The organism is Deltaproteobacteria bacterium, assembly GCA_029210625.1.
Lineage (GTDB): Bacteria > Myxococcota > Myxococcia > SLRQ01 > SLRQ01 > JARGFU01.
In genome coordinates this window covers 14700-35641 of the sequence record JARGFU010000002.1, presented here as the reverse complement: position 1 = coordinate 35641, position 20942 = coordinate 14700, and the positions used below count along the sequence as shown (strand labels likewise).

General features: G+C 70.4%; 14 protein-coding genes and 1 riboswitch. Of the genes, 3 read left to right on the top strand and 11 right to left on the bottom strand.

What is annotated here, in order from left to right:
- Positions 1-78: 78 nt before the first annotated feature.
- The 5 genes from P1V51_02340 to P1V51_02320 form a co-directional block, all read right to left on the bottom strand.
- Positions 79-1755 carry an Ig-like domain-containing protein gene (locus P1V51_02340; GenBank protein MDF1561852.1) on the bottom strand — a complete coding sequence of 559 codons (1677 nt, stop codon included), beginning with the start codon at positions 1753-1755 and terminating at the stop codon, positions 79-81.
- 178 nt (positions 1756-1933) lie between these two features.
- Positions 1934-2015, bottom strand: a riboswitch (cyclic di-GMP riboswitch).
- Positions 2016-2224: 209 nt separating this feature from the next.
- Positions 2225-3592 carry a sigma-54 dependent transcriptional regulator gene (locus P1V51_02335; protein ID MDF1561851.1) on the bottom strand — a complete coding sequence of 456 codons (1368 nt, stop codon included), beginning with the start codon at positions 3590-3592 and terminating at the stop codon, positions 2225-2227.
- A gap of 137 nt (positions 3593-3729) precedes the next feature.
- Positions 3730-4680, bottom strand: a complete 951-nt coding sequence (locus tag P1V51_02330) for a hypothetical protein (protein MDF1561850.1) — start codon at positions 4678-4680, stop codon at positions 3730-3732.
- Between the two features lie 4 nt (positions 4681-4684).
- Positions 4685-5419 (bottom strand): cytochrome c biogenesis protein CcsA, encoded by a 735-nt coding sequence (ccsA, locus tag P1V51_02325; GenBank protein ID MDF1561849.1) that lies wholly within the window; start codon positions 5417-5419, stop codon positions 4685-4687.
- A 76-nt stretch (positions 5420-5495) separates the two neighbouring features.
- Positions 5496-7673 (bottom strand): TonB-dependent receptor, encoded by a 2178-nt coding sequence (locus P1V51_02320; GenBank protein MDF1561848.1) that lies wholly within the window; start codon positions 7671-7673, stop codon positions 5496-5498.
- Between the two features lie 239 nt (positions 7674-7912).
- Between P1V51_02320 and nifJ the strand changes: the two genes are divergently transcribed.
- Together nifJ and P1V51_02310 are read left to right on the top strand one after the other, a co-directional pair.
- The gene (gene nifJ, locus P1V51_02315) at positions 7913-11461 is read left to right on the top strand and encodes a pyruvate:ferredoxin (flavodoxin) oxidoreductase (protein MDF1561847.1); all 3549 of its coding nucleotides are present in this window, start codon (positions 7913-7915) and stop codon (positions 11459-11461) included.
- A gap of 12 nt (positions 11462-11473) precedes the next feature.
- Complete coding sequence (locus tag P1V51_02310) at positions 11474-12493, top strand: dihydroorotate dehydrogenase-like protein (protein ID MDF1561846.1); 1020 nt, start codon at positions 11474-11476, stop codon at positions 12491-12493.
- A gap of 92 nt (positions 12494-12585) precedes the next feature.
- Here the strand turns inward: P1V51_02310 and P1V51_02305 are convergent, their stop codons facing one another.
- From P1V51_02305 to P1V51_02280, 6 genes are all read right to left on the bottom strand, one after another.
- Positions 12586-13455: an RNA polymerase factor sigma-32 gene (locus tag P1V51_02305; GenBank protein ID MDF1561845.1), complete on the bottom strand. Its 870-nt coding sequence runs from the start codon at positions 13453-13455 to the stop codon at positions 12586-12588.
- 176 nt (positions 13456-13631) lie between these two features.
- Positions 13632-15146 carry a hypothetical protein gene (locus P1V51_02300; protein MDF1561844.1) on the bottom strand — a complete coding sequence of 505 codons (1515 nt, stop codon included), beginning with the start codon at positions 15144-15146 and terminating at the stop codon, positions 13632-13634.
- On the bottom strand, positions 15143-15922 hold the full coding sequence (locus P1V51_02295) for an outer membrane lipoprotein-sorting protein (GenBank protein MDF1561843.1): 780 nt from the start codon (positions 15920-15922) through the stop codon (positions 15143-15145). Before P1V51_02295 ends, P1V51_02300 begins: the two co-directional genes overlap by 4 nt.
- Positions 15923-15928: 6 nt before the next feature.
- Positions 15929-17233, bottom strand: a complete 1305-nt coding sequence (locus P1V51_02290) for an FtsX-like permease family protein (protein ID MDF1561842.1) — start codon at positions 17231-17233, stop codon at positions 15929-15931.
- 4 nt (positions 17234-17237) lie between these two features.
- Positions 17238-19331: an FtsX-like permease family protein gene (locus P1V51_02285; protein MDF1561841.1), complete on the bottom strand. Its 2094-nt coding sequence runs from the start codon at positions 19329-19331 to the stop codon at positions 17238-17240.
- On the bottom strand, positions 19328-20083 hold the full coding sequence (locus P1V51_02280) for an ABC transporter ATP-binding protein (protein ID MDF1561840.1): 756 nt from the start codon (positions 20081-20083) through the stop codon (positions 19328-19330). Before P1V51_02280 ends, P1V51_02285 begins: the two co-directional genes overlap by 4 nt.
- 124 nt (positions 20084-20207) lie before the next feature.
- Between P1V51_02280 and P1V51_02275 the strand changes: the two genes are divergently transcribed.
- On the top strand, positions 20208-20936 hold the full coding sequence (locus P1V51_02275; GenBank protein MDF1561839.1) for a hypothetical protein: 729 nt from the start codon (positions 20208-20210) through the stop codon (positions 20934-20936).
- Positions 20937-20942 lie beyond the last annotated feature (6 nt).

The window sequence follows — 20942 nt, the reverse complement described above, 5'->3', positions numbered from 1 at the left end:
CCCTGGCCGGCGCCCACCCCCGAGAGCACCGGCCGTCCCGAGGGGCGGCGGGCCTTCCCTGGCTCGCCGCCCCGTGACTTAGCGGCCGCCCTTGCCGCCGCCCTTGCCGCCACCGCCGCTCGCGACGACGGCGATCCTCACCATGGCGCTCGCCTCGAGGTCGCCGTCACCGATGGTGTAGACGAAGACCTCCTCTCCGGTGAACTTGCGGGAGGGGATGTAGGTGAGCGTCCCGCCGGGATCGAGCTGCACCTCCCCGTGCGCGGGCGCCCCCACCGCGACCACCGAGATCGGATCTCCGTCGGGGTCGTGGTCGTTGGCCAGCAGGTCGATCACGGCGCTGCCGCCCTTGGGGATCGTGGCGCCGTCGTCCACGGCGACGGGAGCCATGTTGACGGGCGCCGGCTCCGGCGCGGGGAGGGGCGGCGGCTCTTCGGCCGGGGGATCAACGGGGGGCTCGCTCGTCGCGCCCGTGAGGTTCACCTCCACCTGGGCGCCGGAGGCGTCCGCCGAGAGGAGGGTGAGCGTGATCCCCGCCGCTGCGTCGGTGAAGCTGGCGCCGACCACCAGCGCGGCGTCGACGAGGTCTCCGTAGGTCGTGCTGGCGCTCGCCGGGGATCCGTCGAGGAGCCAGGCTCCGAGGCCGCCGTTCTCGGGGGCCACCCTGCGCAGGAGCACGCCCTCGTGGAGGCCCGGGGTCGCGGCCAGGCCGCTGTCCGCTCCCACCGGCTGGCGGTACTCGAGGTAGTACCAGACGTCTCCCCCGGTCAGCGGGTCGCTGCCCTGGTGGATCCGCAGCCCCTTGTCGCCGCCGGCCGGGCTCGCCGCGTAGGGCTCGAGGGGGAAGACGCCGCTCGCCGTGGCGGTGCCGATGGTCGGCGCGCCGGGGGCGGCGAGCCAGCCGAGCTGCTCCTTGGAGGCCGCCTGGAAGTGCCCGGTGTTCTCGAGCCCGCCCATGAGGTCGGTGGGATCGCCGTACTCGATGCTCGTGCAGCTCGCGCCGAGGACCTCGGCGCCGCAGTCGAGGAAGTGGGCGTGCCGCAGGCCGAGGTTGTGACCGAGCTCGTGACCGGTGACCCGCAGGTCCAGGTGGCCGGCGAGCCAGGCGTAGCTGGGCTTGCCGCCGAGGGTGGCCATGCCCGAGTAGCCGCAGGGGCTGCCGGGGAAGGCGAAGATCACCCGGTCGAAGGCCTCGAGCGCCACGCCATCGTCGACGGCCGCGGCGAGCGCCAGGGTCCGCAGCGCGTTGCTGTCGCAGAGGGTGGAGTCCTGGGCCAGGGTGTACCAGCCGTGCACCTCGCCCTGGAGCCAGGTCGCCCCGAAGGAGGCCTCCTCCAGGTAGCCGCTGACCTCGCCGTAGACGACGCTCGAGGCCCCGGCGAGGCTCCAGGGCTGGTCGGCGGGCGCGTCCTGGAAGTTCACGAGGATGACGAGGGTGCGCTGCTCGCCGAGGGTGTCGGCCAGCGTGCCCAGCGCGTTGCCGCTGCCATCGACGCTGCCCCCCAGGCCGAGGTGCTCGGGCTCGAGGTCCTCGGCCGCGGCGAGGATCGCCCCGGCGTTGCCACCGTGATCACCGATCACGAGCCCGGGGAGCCTCCGGCCCCGGACGCGCAGCGGGGTCCCCGTGACGAGGGCCGGCGCCGGCCCGGTGACGTGGAGGCCGTAGCGTCCTTCGTCGGTGGAGAGCGCGAGGCGCAGGGACGCGCCGTCGGCCGAGTCCACGTAGACCACCTCGACGGTGCCGCGGAGGTCCACGCTCTCCGCTTCTCCCCCGGCATCACAACCGAGCAGAGGGAGCGAGAGGGTGAGGGTGAGGATGAGGGAAACGAACGAAGCCCGAGCGGCCGCAGGCCGGCCCTTGGAACCACGCATGGGGATCTTCTCCAGTGAGCTCGAAGATCCCCGCCGGGAAGGCACGTGCCTTGCTCGCCCCTTCGGTAGCCCGGCTGTCCTCCCGCTCGGGGGACCACGTGGCTTTGCGTCCCAGGGTCGCCCCTGGTTTGCCCTTGTCGGAAGGGGATCTTCCGGGTGGTGGGCCCGGTTCAGCGGGCCCGGTTACTGCGATGTACCTCTTGGGGTCGCCACGTCCGCGCTCCTCGTCGAGCACCTCGACGACCCTGCAAGAAGGCTAGGCTCCGCGAACGACGATCGCAAGCGGCGACCGCCAGAAATCGGCTCCGCGCCCACACCGGAGCCCGTCCTGGGGGCTTCTCCGCCTCTCGCGCTACTCGAGCTCGAGGCGCGCGAGGAGGCGGTAGAGGGTCATCCGGGAGACGCCGAGGCGGCGGGCCGCCCGGGTGTGATTCTGATCCGTCGCGGCGAGCGCCGAGCGCACCGCCTCTCGCTCGGCCTCCCGGCGCACCTCGGTGAGGGAGGGAGGGTGCTCCGCGCTCGTGGGGCGGGGGAGCCCCAGATCCTCGCAGCTGAGCAGCTCCCCCTCCGACATCACGAGGGCGCGGCGCACCCGGTTCATCAGCTCGCGGACGTTGCCGGGCCAGTCGTGGAGCTCGAGGGCCCGCAGCGCCTCGGGGGCGAGCCGCTTGCTCGTGCAGCCGTAGGACTCCCCGAAGCGCAGCGCGAAGTCCCGGGCCAGCAGGGCGACATCCGTCCCCCGCTCCCGCAGCGCGGGCATGCGGAGGAGCAGCACCTCGAGCCGGTAGTAGAGGTCCTCGCGGAAGTGCCCCTCCTCCACCGCCCTCGCGAGGTCGACGTGGGTCGCGGCGATCACCCGCGCGTCGACGTGGACCTCCTCTGTCCCACCGACCCTCTGGACGTTGTGCGTCTCCAGGAAGCGCAGGAGGTTGACCTGCAGCTCGAGGGGGAGCTCCCCGATCTCGTCGAGGAAGATGGTGCCCCCGTGCGCCGCCTCGAGGCGCCCGCGCACGCGGCGGTGAGCGCCGGTGAAGGCGCCCCGCTCGTGCCCGAAGAGCTCGGACTGGATCAGGGTCGGCGGCAGGGCGCCGCAGTTCACCGCCACGAAGGGCCCCGAGGCCCGCGCCGAGCGTCGGTGGATGGCCTGCGCCGCGAGCTCCTTGCCCGTGCCGCTCTCCCCGACGATGAGCACCGGCGCGTCCACCGTCGCGATCTTCCGCAGGCTACGGAAGACCGCCTGGATCGCGTCGCTGCTCCCCAGCATGCCCTCGCCGGAGAGCTCTTGCTGCTGCGCGGTGGTGACCCTGCGTTGCAGCTCGGCCATCCCGGAGGCGTGACCGAGGGTCAGGAGCAGCCGCCCCGGGTCGATGGGCTGGGTGTGGTAGTCGCAGCAGTGGCAGCCGACCAGCTCCACGACCGCCTCGTCCTCGAGGTCGGGCCGGGGCAGGAGCGCCACCCAGTGCACCGGCAGCTCCTCGGCGAGGAGCGCCCGGAAGGCCTCGATGGACTCGGCGCGCCGGTCGAGCGAGACCAGGCCGACCCGGATCGAGTGCGCCTCGACGAGCCCGCGCGCCTCCGGCGCCTCGTCGGCGGAGCGCACCCGCCACCCCATCGCCTCGAGGGTCTCCCGCAGGCCGTCGGCCAGCGCGCCGCCCCGGAAGAGGAGCAGCTCCCGGTCAGTGAGGGGCAGGCCGAGCCGGAGCGACGCACCCCGGACCACGCGGTGGGGCAATGCCTCGCTGGGAGACACCCCCGATGAGCCCGATCGCAGCCACGAGATCTGCCCGGCCATCCCACCCCACCCTAGGCGGGGGTCAGGCAGCGTCAATCGGTAACTTCCCCACCGGAGTGGGCAGTTCAGAGCCAGCGCCGGCCGTGGAGCAGCACGCCGAGGCCCAGGAGCGCGGTGCCGAGCAGCGCCCAGAGGTTGCCGGGCATCTCCCGGCCGCTCACCCCGACGAAGGCCCGGCTCTCGATGGCCTCGAGCTTCACCGCGGTGCCGTCGGGCAGCGTGTGGGTGAGGCCGGGCCAGGCGCCGAAGGTGGTGCTCGCGCTGCCGTGAGGATCGAGGACCTGGAAGCGGGCCACCGTCCCGAGACCCTGGGCCCGCTCGATGCCCAGGAGCTGGACCCGCTGGCGCCCCAGGGGGCAGGGCTCACCGCCGGTGAGGAGCTCGCAGCGCCGCTCCCCCAGGGAGAGCACCGCCGCCACCGGTCGCTCCTGGAAGCCGCCGATGAGCAGCACCTTGCGGGAGGCGTCGAGGACCACCGGCTGGTTGAAGCCCAGCGTGCCCCGCCGCAGCTCCTCCTTGCCCTCGAGGCGATACTCGAGCTCGATCGCGACCCCGGCGAAGCTCCCGTCCGGGTGCTGGCGCGTGGACATCCCCACGGTGCGGGCGCTGACCCCCCAGGGCAGCTCGCTCCACTCGGGCCCCACCACCCGGGTCGGCAGGGTGCGGCCCCAGACCCCGCCGATCAGGTGGGCGAGGAGGGCCGCCAGGAAGGCGAGGTGCATCACCGCCGGGGCATAGAGCGCCGGGCTCTTCACCCGCATCCGGATCCGGGAGGCCACGTTCTGCCAGGTGCACAGCACGGTGTTCAGGGCGTAGACCACCATCACCCCGAGCAGCAGGTAGAACCAGAGGTGCCAGGGCGAGGGGCGCTCGAAGAAGAAGCGCAGGTCGTCGAGCGCGAGGTCGGCGTAGGTGGTCTGGCGGCGCGCCGCGATCAGGACCGAGCCCACGCCCAGGAGGAGCACCGAGAGCTGCCCGCAGATCACCCCCAGGCCCTGGGAGCGCAGCAGCTGCATCACCCTAGCCCGAGAAGGCATGGCTCGAGCTCCCGAAGAAGAAGGAGGTTCCGATGAAGGCGACGATCACCCAGATCGCCCCGAGCACGGCCAGCGCCGCCCGCAGGCGGGTGCGGGGCACGAGCGAGGGGGTGAGCTTGAGGTGCACGTAGCTGGCGTAGTGCAGCCAGAGGATCACCGACCAGATGACCTTCGGATCCCAGAGGAAGTAGGCGCCCCAGGCGACCACCCCCCAGATCCCGCCGAAGATCATCGAGACGCTCCAGAGGCCGAAGCCCTGGAGGGCCAGCCGGTCCATCTTGCGGATCCAGGGATCCTCGGCCCCGAGGAGGAAGGCGAAGCCCGCGGCCGCCGACGCCATCCAGGCCCCGTAGGAGAGGAAGGAGAGCGGCACGTGCAGGGGGTACCAGATCGTGATCAGCGGCGGCACCGGGTAGCCCAGGCCGTGGTCGAAGCGGGCCGAGGTGTAGAGCGCCGCGCCGATCGCCAGGAGCATCGGCAGGGTGTAGCGGCGCGCCCGATCGAAGTGCACCAGCAGCACCACCGCCAGCGCCAGGGCCGTGGCGAGGAAGGTCTCGGCCTTGCTGGTGAGGGGGATGTACTCGATGGCGACCCCGCGGATCGTCGCGGTGGCGAGGTGGAGGGCGACGGCCAGGCCGAGCGCGCGGCGGGTCCAGCCGTGGCCCAGGAGGGCCAGGAGGGCCGTGAGCCCGTAGGCGATCCAGGTCGCCCAGAGCACGGGCTCCAGGAGAGCGGGGCTCGGAGGTCCAGCGGTGGCGGCGGGCATCATCGGCTTCGGGATCGAGAAGAGGGTTCTAGTAGTTGCCGCGGACGAAGAGGGAGAGCTCTCGCCCCAGCGGCTCCCCTACATAGTCCTCGTAGCCGGCGGGGCAATTCTCACCCGGGCAGCCAGGGTACTCGCGCCGGCGCGCCCCGCCCAGGGCGTCGATGCCCGAGACCAGATCGCTGCCGAAGACGCCGACCTCGAGGGCGCGCCCCTTCGATCCGGCGAAGCGCCAGGCGCCGGTGAGGATCAGGCGGCTGCGGTTGCCCAGCTCCTGCACGATGGGCGGGGCGACCGAAGAGCGCGGGTCCCGCACCGTGACCTCGTAGAGGGAGTTCCAGTCGAGGTGCATCCAGAGCCGGGGCCCCTCGGCGGGCCTCCCGATCCGGGCCCAGAGATCGACCCCGTGTTCGGGGAAGAAGGGCATCGTCTCGACGGAGGGCTGAACGAAGGCGTGGCGAAAGGAGTAGACGAGCCCGTAGGAGAGCCAGGGCAGCGGATCGTGGGCCAGGGTCAGCTCGAAGCCGGCGTGGTCCTCGTTGCGCTCGATGTTCTCGAAGGTGATCTTGGCGTCGGGCTTGATGGTCGGCACCCCGAGGAAGGTGTCGAGCATGTCGACCGTGAAGTAGATGGCGTCGTGGCTGCGGTAGGCCCAGAGGTCCACCATCAGCCGCAGCTTCCCCTCGAGGAAGGTGCCCCGGTAGCCCAGCTCCACGGCCTCGAGGACCTCGGGCCCGAGCTCCTCGTTCCCGACCTGGGTGGCGAAGATCTCCTCGACCCGGTGGGCGACCTCGGGGTTGGGGTAGGTGCCCTCCACCCGCAGGTGCGAGCGGGCCTCGAGGAGGGTGGGCTTGCGATAGGAGCGCCCGTAGGAGAGGCGCAGGGCCTGCTGCCGGCTGGGGTGCCAGATCAGGCTGGCCCGGGGCGAGCCGGTCAGGGGCTTCGCCTGGATCGTGTTGGCGTCGAGGCGCAGCCCGAGGGTGACCAGCCAATCCTCGCCCAGCCGCGTCTCGTTCTGGGCGAAGAGGCCAGCCCGTGACTCGCCGATGGAGCCGGCGGCGCAGTCCGCCGAGGTGGTGAAGGGCTGCGGACACTCTCCGGCCAGGACCTCTCCGGTGAAGGTGCCGGCTCGCAGGCTGGCGCCGACCACGGCGGTGCTCTGCAGCCAGTCGGTCACCGCCCAGTCGAACTGGTACTGAGCGGTGAGCTCGCCGGAGAGCTCCCGCAGATCGATGGTCTGCTCGCCGGTCGAGGTGCGCAGGCGGGCCAGCTCCGCGACGCTGCCGTCGAGGCCGACCAGCCGCAGCCCCATGTCGAGGCTGCTGCGCAGGAGGAAGAGGTTTCCCCAGGCCCCGACGCGCAGGCCGCCCCGGTGCCACTCGAGGCGCAGGTAGGGGTTGAGATAGGCGCTGATGTCCTGGGGGCCGAGCCCGGTGTAGCCCGGGCCGGAGAGAGTGGAGGCCCCCAGCTCCAGATCGAGCTCCGAGTCCTCCCCCGTCGCGGTGAAGAGGCGCAGCCTCCCCCGGAGGTTCCGCCGGGGAGCGGCCTCCTCGTAGAAGGTGCCGGCCTGCTCGGCGCCGACGTCGGCCAGCAGGCGAGCGCCGCCGAGCAGGGCGCTGCCGGAGGCCCAGGCGACGTAGGACTCCTGGGTGCCGCCCCGCAAGACCCCTCTCACGCCCGAGCGCTCCTCCGGGCGCACCGTGGTGATGTTCACCACCCCCTGGTAGGCGTTGGCGCCATAGAGGGTCGAGCCCGGTCCGCGGATGACCTCCACCCGCTCGATGGCCTCGATGGGCACCGGCAGGTTGGTGATCAGCGGGATGCCCAGCACGCCGGTGGCGATGTCGCGGCCGTCGAGGAGCACGACCAGCAGGTCGCTGGCCTCGGTGGTGCCAGCCCGGGCGCCGATCATGGACCAGGACTGGGTGGCGAGGTGGACGTCCGAGCCCGGCACCAGCCGGAGGATGTCGTGGAGATCCCGGACGCCGGCGGCGAGGAGCTGCTCCCGGGTGAAGACGGTGATCGTCGAGGGGCTCTCCGAGATGTCCTGGAGGCGGCGGCTCGCGCTGACGACGACGTTCTCCTCGGCCAGGAGGGCGAACTCGTCGCCCAGGTCCAGCTCGCCGAAGTCGATCTCGTCGAGCTTCAGATCCTCCAGCTCACCGAGGCCAGGATCCTCGAGCTCGACGTCCGCCGGAGAATCCCCCAAATCCTGCGAATCATCTTCAGCGACGGCCGGATTCACGACGCAGAGCGCCATGAGTATCGGCGTCGCGACGAGCGCGATTCCCCTACCCGTCATGCTTCATTCCTTCCCGGCCCTGGGGTAGATCTCCACCCCTCGTTACGGTGCGTCTAGCACGATTGGGCGCAGGGCGAAGCCCCCCGCGACCGACCTTCCGCTGGCCATCCCACCGCTCCGATCCTCAACGAAAGCAGGAACCCCTCATGAGCGAGAAACTCGTCACCATCGACGGTAACCAAGCTGCCACCTCGGTGGCCTATCGCCTCTCCGAGGTCGTCGCGATCTACCCGATCACCCCGGCCTCCCCGATGGGCGAGCTGGCGGATCAGTGGGCCTCCGAGGAGCGCCCGAACATCTGGGGCTCCATCCCCGACGTCAGCGAGCTGCAGAGCGAGGGTGGCGCCTCCGGCGCGATCCACGGCGCGGTGCAGGCCGGCGCTCTCTCGACGACCTTCACGGCGTCGCAGGGTCTCCTGCTGATGATCCCCAACCTCTTCAAGATGGCGGGCGAGCTCTCCCCGGCGGTGATCCACGTCTCCGCCCGGACCGTGGCCACCCACGCCCTCTCGATCTTCGGTGACCACAGCGACGTGATGGCCGCCCGCCAGACCGGCTGGGCGCTGCTGGCCTCCTCGAGCGTTCAGGAGGCGCACGACCTGGCGCTGGTGGCCCACTCGGCCACCCTCGACAGCCGGGTGCCCTTCATCCACTTCTTCGACGGCTTCCGCACCTCGCACGAGCTCAACAAGATCTCCGAGCTCCCCGACGAGGTCCTGGCGAAGATGATCGACGAGGCGAAGATCTCCGAGCACCGCGCCCGGGCCCTCTCCCCCGACCATCCCGTGCTCCGCGGCACCGCGCAGAACCCGGACGTCTTCTTCCAGGCCCGCGAGTCCTGCAACAAGTTCTACGACGCCACGCCCGCGATCGTGCAGGCGGCGATGGACCGCCTCTTCGAGCTCTGCGGCCGCCGCTACAACCTCTTCGACTACGTCGGCCACCCCGAGGCCGAGCGGGTCGTCGTGCTCATGGGCTCCGGCGCGGACACCGCCCGGGAGACCGCGCGGATCCTCGCCGAGCAGGGCGAGAAGGTCGGCACCCTCACGGTGCGGCTCTACCGCCCCTTCGCCGTCGAGGCCTTCCTGAAGACCCTGCCCGAGACCGTGAAGTCGATCGCGGTCCTCGACCGCACCAAGGAGCCCGGCGCCCCGGCCGAGCCCCTGGCCCTCGACGTGGCCCTCGCCCTGCGCGAGGGGTCGGGCGCCAAGAAGGACGCCCGCCTCATCGCCGGCCGCTTCGGCCTCTCCTCCAAGGAGTTCACCCCGGCCATGGTGAAGGCCGTCTTCGACGAGCTGGCCAAGGACGCGCCCAAGAAGACCTTCACCGTCGGCATCGCCGACGACGTGACCGGCCTCTCCCTCGACTGGGACCGCGACTGGGAGCTGCCCGACGACGGCACCATCGGGGCCCTCTTCTACGGCCTCGGCTCGGACGGCACCGTCAGCGCCAACAAGTCGGCGATCAAGATCATCGGTGAGGCCACCGAGATGAACGCCCAGGGCCACTTCGTCTACGACTCGAAGAAGGCCGGCGCGATGACCGTCTCCCACCTGCGCTTCGGCAAGAACCCGATCCGCGCTCCCTACGAGCTCGAGTCGGCCCACTACGTGGCCTGCCACCAGCCGCAGTTCATCGACCGCTTCGACATCCTGGCCCGGGCCCGCAAGGACGGCACCTTCGTGCTGAACACGCCGGTCCCCGCCGCCGAGGTCTTCGCCTCCCTCCCCCGCCTCTACCAGGAGCGGATCCGGGAGAAGGGCCTGAAGGTCTACGCGATCGACGCGGCCTCCGTGGCCAAGGCCGCGGGCATGGGCACCCGCATCAACACCGTCATGCAGACGGTCTTCTTCGCCCTCTCCAAGGTGCTGCCCCGCGACGAGGCCATCCAGCACATCAAGGACAGCATCGAGAAGACCTACGGCATCAAGGGCAAGGCCCTGGTCGACAAGAACTTCGCCGCGGTGGACGCCACCCTGGCGTCGCTCACCGAGGTGAACGTCACCGACGACGCGGCCACCGGCCCCGAGATGGCGGCCCTGGTCCCGGAGAAGGTCGACGACTTCGTGAAGCGGGTCACCGCCAAGATCATCGCCGGCCACGGCAACGATCTGCCGGTCTCCGCCTTCCCGGTGGACGGCACCTTCCCCACCGGCACCGCCGCCGTGGAGCGCCGCAACATCGCCTCCGAGATCCCGATCTGGGACGAGGTCACCTGCATCCAGTGCAACAAGTGCGCGATCGTCTGCCCCCACGCGGCGATCCGGGTGAAGGCCTTCGCCGAGGGTGACCGGCCCAAGAGCGACGGCTTCCTGGCCGTGCCCTACAAGGCCAAGGACTTCCCGGCGGGCTCCCTCTACACCGTGCAGGTGGCCCCCGAGGACTGCACCGGCTGCGCCATGTGCGTCGAGGCCTGCCCCGCCAAGAACAAGACGGCGGTGAAGCTCAAGGCCATCAACATGGTGAAGAAGGAGGAGGTCCTCGAGGTCGAGAAGCAGCGCTGGGAGGCCTTCCTCACCATCCCCGAGGCCGACCGCAAGGAACTGAAGCTCGAGACGGTGAAGGGCTCGCAGTTCGCCCAGCCCCTCTTCGAGTTCTCCGGCGCCTGCGTGGGCTGCGGCGAGACCCCCTACGTGAAGCTCGTCTCGCAGCTCTTCGGTGACCGGATGCTGGTCGCCAACGCCACCGGCTGCTCCTCGATCTACGGCGGCAACCTGCCGACCACCCCGTGGAGCCAGAACGCCTCGGGCGCCGGCCCGACCTGGTCCAACTCCCTCTTCGAGGACAACGCCGAGTTCGGCATCGGCTTCCGCTACGCCGTCGACGCCCTCGAGAAGAAGGCCCGGACCCTCCTCGACCGCCTCTCCGGCAAGCTCGACGCCGAGCTGGTCGGCTCCCTGAAGGACTTCCACCCGACCGACGAGGCCGGCTACCAGCGCCGCCGCGAGGAGATCGCCAAGCTCCGCGGCGCCCTGGCCGAGCTCGGCGGCTCGGAGGCGAAGGCCCTCGCCGACGTCTGCGAGCACCTCCTGCCCCGCAGCGTCTGGATCATGGGCGGCGACGGCTGGGCCTACGACATCGGCTACGGCGGCCTCGATCACGTCCTCGCCTCGGGCAAGAACGTGAACATCCTGGTCCTCGACACCGAGGTCTACTCCAACACCGGCGGCCAGATGTCCAAGGCCACGCCCAAGGGCGCGGTCGCGAAGTTCGCCGCCGCGGGCAAGGGCACCGAGAAGAAGGACATGGCGCTCCTGGCCATGGGCTACGGCAACGTCTACGTGGCCCGGATCGCGATGGGGTCGAGCGACACCCAGACCGTGAAGGCCCTCACGGAGGCCGAGTCCTACCCGGGCGTCTCCCTGGTCCTGGCCTACAGCCACTGCATCGCCCACGGCATCGACATGACCCTGGGCATGAACCAGCAGGATCTGGCGGTGAAGACCGGCCACTGGCCGCTGCTCCGCTACGACCCCCGCCGCAGCGAGCAGGGCAAGCCGCCCCTGCAGCTGGACTCCAAGGCGCCCTCCCTCCCCTACCGCGAATACGCGGAGCGAGAGGGCCGCTTCCGGGTCCTGATCCACTCGCGCCCCGAGCGCGCCAACCGCCTCCTGGAGGAGGCGGAGCGCGAGGCCCGGGATCGTTACGCCCTCTACTACCAGCTTGCGCACCCCGAGACCGGCGCCAGCCGCTAAAGGAGAACCGAGATGAACCTGAAGACCACGTATCTCGGCCTCGAGCTCGACAACCCGCTCGTCGTCTCGGCGGGCCCCATCTCCCGTAGCCTCTCGGGCATCAAGCGCCTCGAGGACGAGGGCGCCGCCGCGGTGGTCGTCTACTCGCTCTTCGAGGAGCAGGTGAACCGCGAGATCCACGAGCTGGACATGTTCCTCCTGCAGGGCACCGACTCCACCGCCGAGGCGATGGAGTACCTGCCCGAGCCCTCGAGCTTCCAGCTCGAGCCGGAGCTCTACGTCGAGCACATCCGCAAGGCCCGGGAGGCGGTGAGCATCCCGATCATCGGCAGCCTCAACGGCGTCTCGCCCGGCGGCTGGCTGCAGTACGCTCGCTACATCGAGCAGGCCGGCGCCGACGCTCTCGAGCTGAACATCTACTTCCTGCCCACCGACCCCCTCCTCCCGCCCTCGGAGATCGAGGAGGACTACCTCTCGGTGCTGCGGGAGGTGCGGCGCACCGTGGACATCCCGGTCGCCGTGAAGCTCGCCCCCTACTTCACCAACGTGGCCTGGCTCGCCCGGAAGCTGCTGAAGGAGGGGGCCGACGGCCTCGTCCTCTTCAACCGCTTCTACCAGCCGGACATCGACCTCGACGCCCTCGAGGTGGTGCCGCGGGTGGATCTCTCGGACTCGAACGACCTGCGGGTGGCCCTGCGCTGGATCGCCATCCTCCGGGGTCAGACCGAGGCCTCCCTGGCGGCCACCGGCGGCGTCCACGAGGCGACCGACGTCGTGAAGGCGATGATGGCCGGCGCGGACGTCACCATGGTGCTCGCCTCGCTGCTGCGCCGCGGTCCGGGCCACCTCGGCACCCTCAAGGCCGACCTCGCCCGCTGGCTGGAGGAGCACGAGTACAGCTCCCTCGATCAGCTCAAGGGCAGCATGAGCCACGCCAACGTGCCGCAGCCCGGCGTCTTCGAGAGAGCCAACTACGTGAAGGCGCTCAACGCCTTCCCGACTCCGGGCTTCGCGCAGGAAGAGGGCGAGTAGCCCCCACCTGGATCCAGGACGGAACGAAGAACGGCCGGAGGAGCGATCCTCCGGCCGTTTCGGCGTTCGGGAGCTGAACGCTCCCCCCCGGCCTAGCCGAAATTGGCCGTCGGTGAGCCCTTGTCCTCGCGGGGCACGTAGTCCTCGAACTCGTCGAAGCGCTCGCGGAGGCTCTGGAGGCTGCGGGCCTGGATCTGGCGCACGCCCTCGCGGGAGAGGTGCAGCTCGCGGCCGAGGCGGCGCAGGGGCGCCGGGTCGTCGGAGAGCACCCGGCGCTGGAGCACGGCCCGGCTGCGCTCGTCCATGTGGGCCAGGGCGGCGTCGAGGCGGTCGGCCACGTCCTCCCGCACCGACTGCCGCAGGACGGCCTCGTCGGGGCCCGGCGCCGGGGAGGCGACGAGGGAGAGGAGGGTCTCCTGCCCCTCCTCGCCGGCGGGGGCGTCGAGGCTGGCGTCCCGGCGGGCGATGCGGGGGGCGCTCTTGCGGACCACCTCCGGAGAGAGGCCCACCTCGGCGGCGATGGCCTCCTCGTCGAGGCCGTCGTCGAGGCCGACCTTCCCCAGGGCGTGCTGGGCCCGGGAGAGGGCGAAGAAGAGGCGGCGGTCGGCCCGGGTGCCGCCGACCCGCACCAGGGACCAGGAGCGCAGGATGTGGCTCTGGATGAAGGCGCGGATCCACCAGCGGGCGTAGGTGATGAGCCGCACGCCCCGATCGGGGTCGAACTTCTCGACCGCCCGGATCAGGCCGAGGTTGCCCTCCTGGACCAGATCGATGAAGGGGAGGCCGTAGCGGCGATACCCCTTGGCGACGCTGACCACGAAGCGCAGGTTCGCGGTGATCAGCTTCTCCCGGGCGGCCGGATCTCCGGTCGTACGGAAGCGGCGAGCCAGGCGCGTCTCCTCCGCTGGCTCCAGCAACGGATGGCGACCCACCGACTGCAGGTAGGTATCGAGGGTATTCATGGGCGTCCCGTCTTCGGCGGCCCCCGCCCTGACACACGGATACCGATTTACAGAGCAACTGCCATGCCACGAGAAACCGCCAGTTCGTGGGGGTTTTCCGACAGCTGGAACGAGTTGAACGCAGCTTTAGCGATCCCCCCGGAAAGAGGGTGCACGCTTTGCCTCTCGCCTGGCGCTCAGAGGGTGAGCGTGAGTCCCACCCCGAGATCGAGGAGGGGCGGAACTACCCGGAATCCTTGCTCCAAACCCTCGACCGGCAGAGGGGGCACCTCCATGCCGAATCGCAGCTCACCCTCCTGACCGAGGTGCTGCGAGAAATATGCGTTCAGCCGGAGATAGGTAACGAGCTGAACGGAAAAATCCAGCCGTGCCACGACCGATCGGTCGCTCAGGTTCGAGAGCGCGGAGAGGGTGAAGCTCACGTCGTCCCAGCGCCCGGGTGCCGGCAGCGCCGCGTAGAAGGAGGCGTAGTGGCGGCCCAGGTAGAAGGGGGTGAAGAGGGCCGGTGAGGAGAGCCCCTGGGCGGCCTGGAGGTAGGGGTAGGCCAGCAGCCAGGGGTAGAGCCCGGCGCCCTCGTAGCCCATGCCGTTGTAGAAGTACTCGACCCCCAGGTAGAGGGCGTCCTCGTCGTTGAGGTTGATGCCCAGCTCGGCGCCGGCGGTCACCCGCACGATCCAGTCGTCGCTGCGATCGACCAGGGTCGGGATCCGGCCGCCCGCCAGGTCGAACTCCCCCTCGAAGTAGGGGGTCTTCACCCCGTGGAGCAGGGCCGTCTCCAGGCGAAGGTCCAGCACCCAGAGGCCGGTGGTGACGTCCGCCCCCAGGCGCAGGGGCTCGTCCTTGCCCACCGCCGCCGAGAGGGCCAGCTCGGTGGTGCCGAAGAGGGCCTCGGCCCGGAAGGCGCCGGTGACGTCCTCGGGGATGCGGGCGCCGTCGAAGTCGGCGATGGCGTAGAGGTTCCAGCCCAGCGACTCCAGGGGCAGGTGCAGCTTCACCAGCGGGAGGCCGAGGCGCTCGTCGAAGACCGCCAGGGGGTCCTTGAAGCGCTTGTTCAGGAAGTCGGTGGGGTTCCAGAAGCGCCCCGAGCCCCAGCGCAGGGGCTGCTGGCCGACGGTCAGGAAGAGGGTCCGGCTCAGGTCCCACTTCACCCAGAGCTGATCCAGCATCACCCGGGTGGGGGCCACCGGGCTCCCGTCGAGGCCGACCTCGTCCCCCCGGGCGGTGAAGTCGTGGGAGAGCCGACCCTTCACGAAGGCCCGCAGCCGCTCGTTGGGCCGCGCGTCGAGGTAGAGATCCATCAGCGCCGGCGTGCTCCAGGAGAAGTCCTCCGGGTAGCCCTCCTCCAGCGCCGTCCAGTCGAGGCGCAGGTAGAGCCGCCCCCCGATCGCCAGCGGATCCTCCGCCTCGTCGAGCTTCACCCCGATGTCGGCATCGGAGAGCCCCGGTGCGAGCCCCAGATCATTGGCCGCATCCTCCGGAGCGCCGTCCCCGTCCCCGTCCCCGAAGATCTCGTCTTCACGAGCCTCAGCATCCGCCTCAGCCTCGGCCGAAGCCTCCCCGAAGATCTCCGCATCCCGAGCCTCGTCGACGTCCACGTCCACGTGCACGTCCACGGCTGCTTCTTCCTGTGCCCGGACCCCCCCGGGAGCACAGACCACCAGCGCCGCCAACCAGGGAGCGAGCCGTGTCATCTCGACTTACTCTCGAGCCACGCCTTGGTGAAGATGTTCGCCGGCAGCGGCGCCAGATCCACCTTCAGCATCACGATGGTGGTCGACTTCCCCTTCTCCAGCTCGTCGAAGATGCGGATCTCCTTGGGGAAGAAGATCTCCTCCCCCTTCGACTCGGAGAAGATCTTCCCCCACTTGGGGTAGTAGCTGGTCCGCATCAGCCGGCCGGAGACCGCGAACTCCTGCTGCTTGAGGATGTTCGAGGTCTCCTGGTCGATCCACATCTCGATGACCGGGTAGGCGACGTCGGCGTCCGTCTTCGCCTTCAGCTTCAGGTGGTGGGTGGTGAACTTCCCGAGCTTCTCCTCCCCGAGGTACTCGGGGTCGAACTCCTCGGCCAGGCGGGACTCGTCGAAGTCCGAGCGCTGCGAGTTCGTGCCACCGATCCGCTCGCGCTCGGTGCGCCGGTCCCACTTCCCGATGGAGGGGTCGTACATGAAGAGGTTCTTGTCGAGGCGCAGGTAGCCCTTCCCCGCCTCGCTCTTGGGCTTGATGAAGAGGATCATCAGCTTGTCGTCCTCGTCCCGGCGGTAGATGACCGCCTCGTAGACGAGGTCGCTCTTCCCCTTCTCCTTCTGCTCGATGAAGACCAGGGACTTGTAGTCGCCCGAGTTGCGCTGACGGTCGTCGAGCTTCTCGAGCAGCGCCTTCATGCCGGCGGCGTCGAGGGGGGCGGCGAGGGCGGGCGCCGCCTGGAGCAGCAGACCCGCGAGGAGGGCGAGGCAGATGGTTCTCATGGTGGACTAGCCCACTCTCTGGATGGCGGTGATGGGACGGAGCTTGGCGGCGCGCAGGGCCGGCCAGAGGGCCGCGAGGCCGGTGACGAGGGTGAAGACGAGGACCGCGCCGGCGACCTGGGCGAAGCCCACCACCAGGTGGATCTGGTCGCTCATCAGCACGGCCTTCAGCGCCGGCCAGGGCACCTTGATGGCGGCGAGATCGACGACCACCCCCAGGAGGGCGCCGGCGAGCGCGCCGGCCAGGGTTCCGGCCAGCCCCAGGAGCAGGGCCTCGATGAGGAACATCATCAGCACCCGGCGGCGGTGCATGCCGATGGCCCGCAGGGTGCCGATCTCCCGGGTCCGCTCGCGCACCGAGATCCACATGGTGTTCATGATCCCGACGATGATGATGCCCAGGAGGATGACGATCAGCACCACCGAGATGGTGTCGAGGGCGGTGACCACCCACTTCAGGAAGGAGACCTCGTCGTCCCAGGTCGTCAGGTCCAGGCGCTGCCCGCGCCAGTCCTCGCCCGAGACCCGCTCGAACTTGGCCCAGAAGGGCAAGGGCTGGTGGTCCATCAGCTCGTAGCCCGCCTCGGAGAGGGCCGTCCGCAGCGTGCCCATCGTCGCCGAGGCCTGCTCGGCGTCCTTCAGGTAGACCTGGATGACCCCGGTGGTCTCCCGGTTCATGTCGTAGAGCTCGTAGATGGTCTCCTTCGGGACGAAGAAGGACCAGTTGCTCATGAAGCCCAGGTCGGCGGCGATCGCGACCACCCGCACGTCGGCCGAGTTGCTCCGGCCGCTGGTGTCCTGGGAGGCGATGGTCAGCAGGTCCCCCACCCCGACCTGGAGGCGCTCGGCCTGGGCCTCGAAGATCATGCAGGTGTCGTTGCCGGTGAGCTGCTGCGGATCTCCGGCGGTGATCTGCAGCTCCGCCAGGAGGCGGCCCTCCTCGGCGATGGTCACGCCGGTGAGGCCCGCGTAGAGCGAGGTGGTGTCGCTGACGATCTTCGCCCAGCCCCGCTGGCGATCGATGACGTAGTCGAGGCCCGGGGTCTTCTCCTCGACGATCTTCCGGACCGCCGCGGCCCCGGTGACCATCGGCGCGGCCTCCCGGGCGCTCTGCTTGTAGAAGCCCGCGACGTTCACGTGGCCGGCGGAGAGGGTGGTGGCCACCCGCATCATCGTGTCGGTCATCCCCTGGGAGAGGGAGAGGAGGATCACGAAGAGGGCCGTGACCAGCCCGAGGGCCGAGCCGATCAGCAGGGTCCGGCGGCGGGCCTGGACGAGGTTCCGGATGGCGAGGATCAGATAGACGCCCATGAGGCTACTCCCCCGCGCCCATGGCGACGACCGGCTGGACGCGGGTGGCGATCCAGGCCGGGTAGACGGTGGAGAGGATGCTCACCACGAGGATGGTCGCCACGCCGATGAGCACGTGGACCAGCCCCACGCTGGGGTAGAGCTTCGGTCCGCTGAAGAGGAAGACCAGGATGTCGACGCCGCCGGCGGGGATGCCGGCCTGCCCCAGCGCCTGGAGGATGAAGAGGGCGAAGGCGGCGCCCAGCCCCCCGGCCAGCACGCCCAGGGCGATGGTCTCGGTCAGCACCTGGCTGGTGATGAAGCTGCGCTGGGCGCCGATGGCCCGCAGGGTGCCGATCTCCGGGACCCGCTCGAGGGTCGCGATGACCATCGAGTTGTTGATGATGAAGAGGGCCACCGCGAAGATGAAGAAGATGGCCAGGTAGAGCACCGCCCGGTTCACCCAGAGGAACTGCCCCACCATGCCGGCCGCCTTCTGCCAGCCCACCACCTTCAGCTCGAGGCCCGCGGCGGCGAGCTGCTGCTCGACCCGCGCCTGGAGCTCGGGCACGTGCTCGGGATCCGCGGCGATGACCGCCACCGAGAGGGCCAGGCCCGAGTCGATCTCCGCCTGGGTGTAGGTGCGGTCGTCGAGCTGGGAGGCCGCGGCGCCCTCGGCGAGATCGACGCCCGCCAGCTCGTCGAAGCCGGTCTCGGAGGCCTCCTCGACCAGGGCGCTGTCCTCCCCGAAGAGGGCCGCCTCGGCGTCGTCGGCGCCGACGTCCTCGAGGCCGGCCGCCTCCTTGATCTGCGCGAGCTCCGCCTTCTTGGCGGGGGTCATCACGCCGTAGACCTCGCGGAAGGTGATCAGATCCATGAGGTTCTGGGCGCCGGCGAGGTCGGAGCTCTCGAGGCCCGAGAACTCGAAGATGCCCCAGACCTGCACCGGCGTGGCCTTCTGGTAGCCCGCCTTGGTGAAGGAGCGCAGGATCAGCTTCTCGCCGATGGCCACCGGGTAGAGCTCGATGAGCGGGGCGATCTCCTCGTAGAAGGCCGCGTGCCGCTCCCGGATGTTCGAGTCGTCCACGGTGAGGAAGGCCCTGAGGCGGTCCTTCAGCGCCCCCTCCACCTCCGGGAAGCGCTCCTTCAGCTTCGCGTCGAGGGCCTCCCCCGAGGCGGGGGTGAGCTCGAAGAGGATCCGCTGGTACTGATCCGGCAGGCGCTTGGCCTGGTCGGAGAGCAGGGGATCGTCGGCGATGGTCTGCCCGCGCTCGGTGACCCCCTCGTGCAGGCGGTCCAGGGCCCGGGCGATCCGGTGCTTGGCCTGCTTCTCGTAGAAGCGCTTCGAGAGGAGGATGCCGCGCCTTCCTGGCGGCGGCAGCTCTCCCTCGACCACCTTCAGGCGATCGAAGTTCTGGGCGAAGACCTCGAGGTCGGTCCCGAGGATGCGCAGCCAGAGCGACTTCCCCTCCTCGGCCAGGGGCGCGAGCTCGCTGTCGAGGCGGTCGATGTGGGGGATGGGATCCTCGCTCAGGCTCGCCCAGAAGGGCTCCGAGCTCATCTCCTCCAGGATGGCCAGCTGCCCGTCGACCTTGGCCTGGTCGGCGGCCAGGGCCCGGCTGCGCTCGTAGTCGGGGATCAGGTCGCGGGCGATCTGCCGCACCTGCTCCCCCAGGATCGCCATCGCCCCGGCGTCTTCGGCCTCGGCGGCGTCCCGGAGCTTCTCGAGCACCTTGTCGAGCTCGCCGGCCTTCACCACCATCGCCGAGGTCAGCCCCATCGGCACGGCGGCGGCGACCCCCTCCGTCTCGAGCAGCGCCTGCTTCACCGGCGCGAAGTCGTCGATCTTCCCGATGTCCTCCGAGCCCATGAAGCTGCCCCCGAAGAGGGCCAGGTCGTCCCGGGCGGTGGCGTCGTAGGCCTGGAGGTGCCCGGCCAGGCTTGAGACCACGGTGCGCTCCATCGAGTGCTCGATCGAGTCGAGCATGGCGCTGCCGAGGACCACCAGGAAGGTGCCGAAGAACATCAGGAAGCCCACGATGAGGCTCTTGATCTTGTGGCTCCAGAGGCTGCGCATCGACATGCGCAGCAGGAGCCCGGTGGCGGCGACCTTATTCATGACGCGCTCGCCCCGGTGGAGGCCTCCTCGCCCGCGGGCGGGGGCGGCAGCTCACCGCTCGCCGCCCCCGGCTCGTCCGCGACGATCCGGCCGTCCTCCAGCTTGATGATCCGGCGGGCGTGCTCCCAGACCCGCGGGTCGTGGGTGGAGAAGATGAAGGTGGTGTGGTCCTGCTGGTTGAGCTCCCGCATCAGGTCGATGATGTTGGCGCCGGTCTTCGAGTCGAGGTTGGCGGTGGGCTCGTCGGCCAGGACGATCTTCGGCCGCCCGACGAGGGCCCGCCCGATGGCGACCCGCTGGCGCTGCCCGCCGGAGAGCTCGTTGGGGCGCTTCCGGAGCTGATCGGCCAGCCCCACCCGCTCCATGATCTCCTCGACCCGCTCCTTGCGCTCCTTCTTCGAGAGCCTCCCGCCGAGGAGGAGGGGCAGCTCGACGTTCTGGAAGACCGAGAGCACCGGCACCAGGTTGAAGGACTGGAAGATGAAGCCGAGGGTGTTCAGCCGCAGGGTGGTCAGGGCCCGGTCCGAGAGGTTGTGGGTCTCGTGGCCGTCCACGTGCACCTCGCCCCGGGTGGCCACGTCCACGCAGCCCACGAGGTTCAGCAGGGTGGTCTTCCCGCTGCCCGAGGGTCCGGCGATGGTCGTGAACTCGCCCCGGGCGATCTCGAGATCGATCTCGCGCAGCGCGGGGACGATGGTCTTGCCGAGCTCGTAGTCCTTCTCGACTCCCTCGAGCCGAACGATGGCTTCCATGGTGTCTCCTCCTGGCCTCGCAACGGGGGCCCCAGCGACGGGGGGTCACTGTGGGTCTGACACCGGGGGCCGTCAATGGCCGTGGTGGCTACCCGGGGCCTTCCCTGGCATAGAATGGCCCGCCATGGCCCTCTGGGAGCTCCTGCGAACCCTCGCCGACGACGAGCTGCCGCGCCGCGAGCGCGACGCGGCGGCCGCCGCGCTCTACGCGATGGTGCAGCGCTTCGGGGGCGGGACCCTCCGCCGGCGCTTCCCCCACCTGCCCCAGGTCATCGTCGAGGAGGCCATCCACAAGGTGGTGCTGGAGGCGTCCCTCGGGCGGAGCCGCTTCCGGGGGGAGGACGACCGGGCGGCCCGCGCCTGGTGCAACCGGATCCTGCAGCGCTACGCCATCGACTACTTCCGCTCGCGCAAGAACAAGGTGAACCTCGACGACGCCCCGGCGGTGAAGGCGCCGGCGGACGACGATCCGGTCTTCGCCGCCGACCTCGAGCACCTCTTCGGGATGCTCCTGGGCAGCCTCTCCCGGCTGCACCGGGCCCGCGACCTCGAGCGTGTCCAGGACAACGTCCGGATCCACCTCGAGGCCCACCTCCTCGGAGAGGAGATCGAGCCGCAGATCGCCCGCTGGGCCGATCCCGGCGGCGAGGCGAGCGCCACCGACCGCCGGCGGGCCCGGGACCGGGTCTACCAGTACCGCCGCCGGGGCAAGGTGGCGGCCTGCGCGGCCATCGCGGCGCTCCACGAGACCGGCGAGATCGGCGTCGTGGAGGTCGATCTGATGACCCGCCTGCTGGGCTGCGACGAGGCGTCAGAAGAGGCGCCTGCGGGTCGTCGGGAGGGCGATTCCTGACCCAAG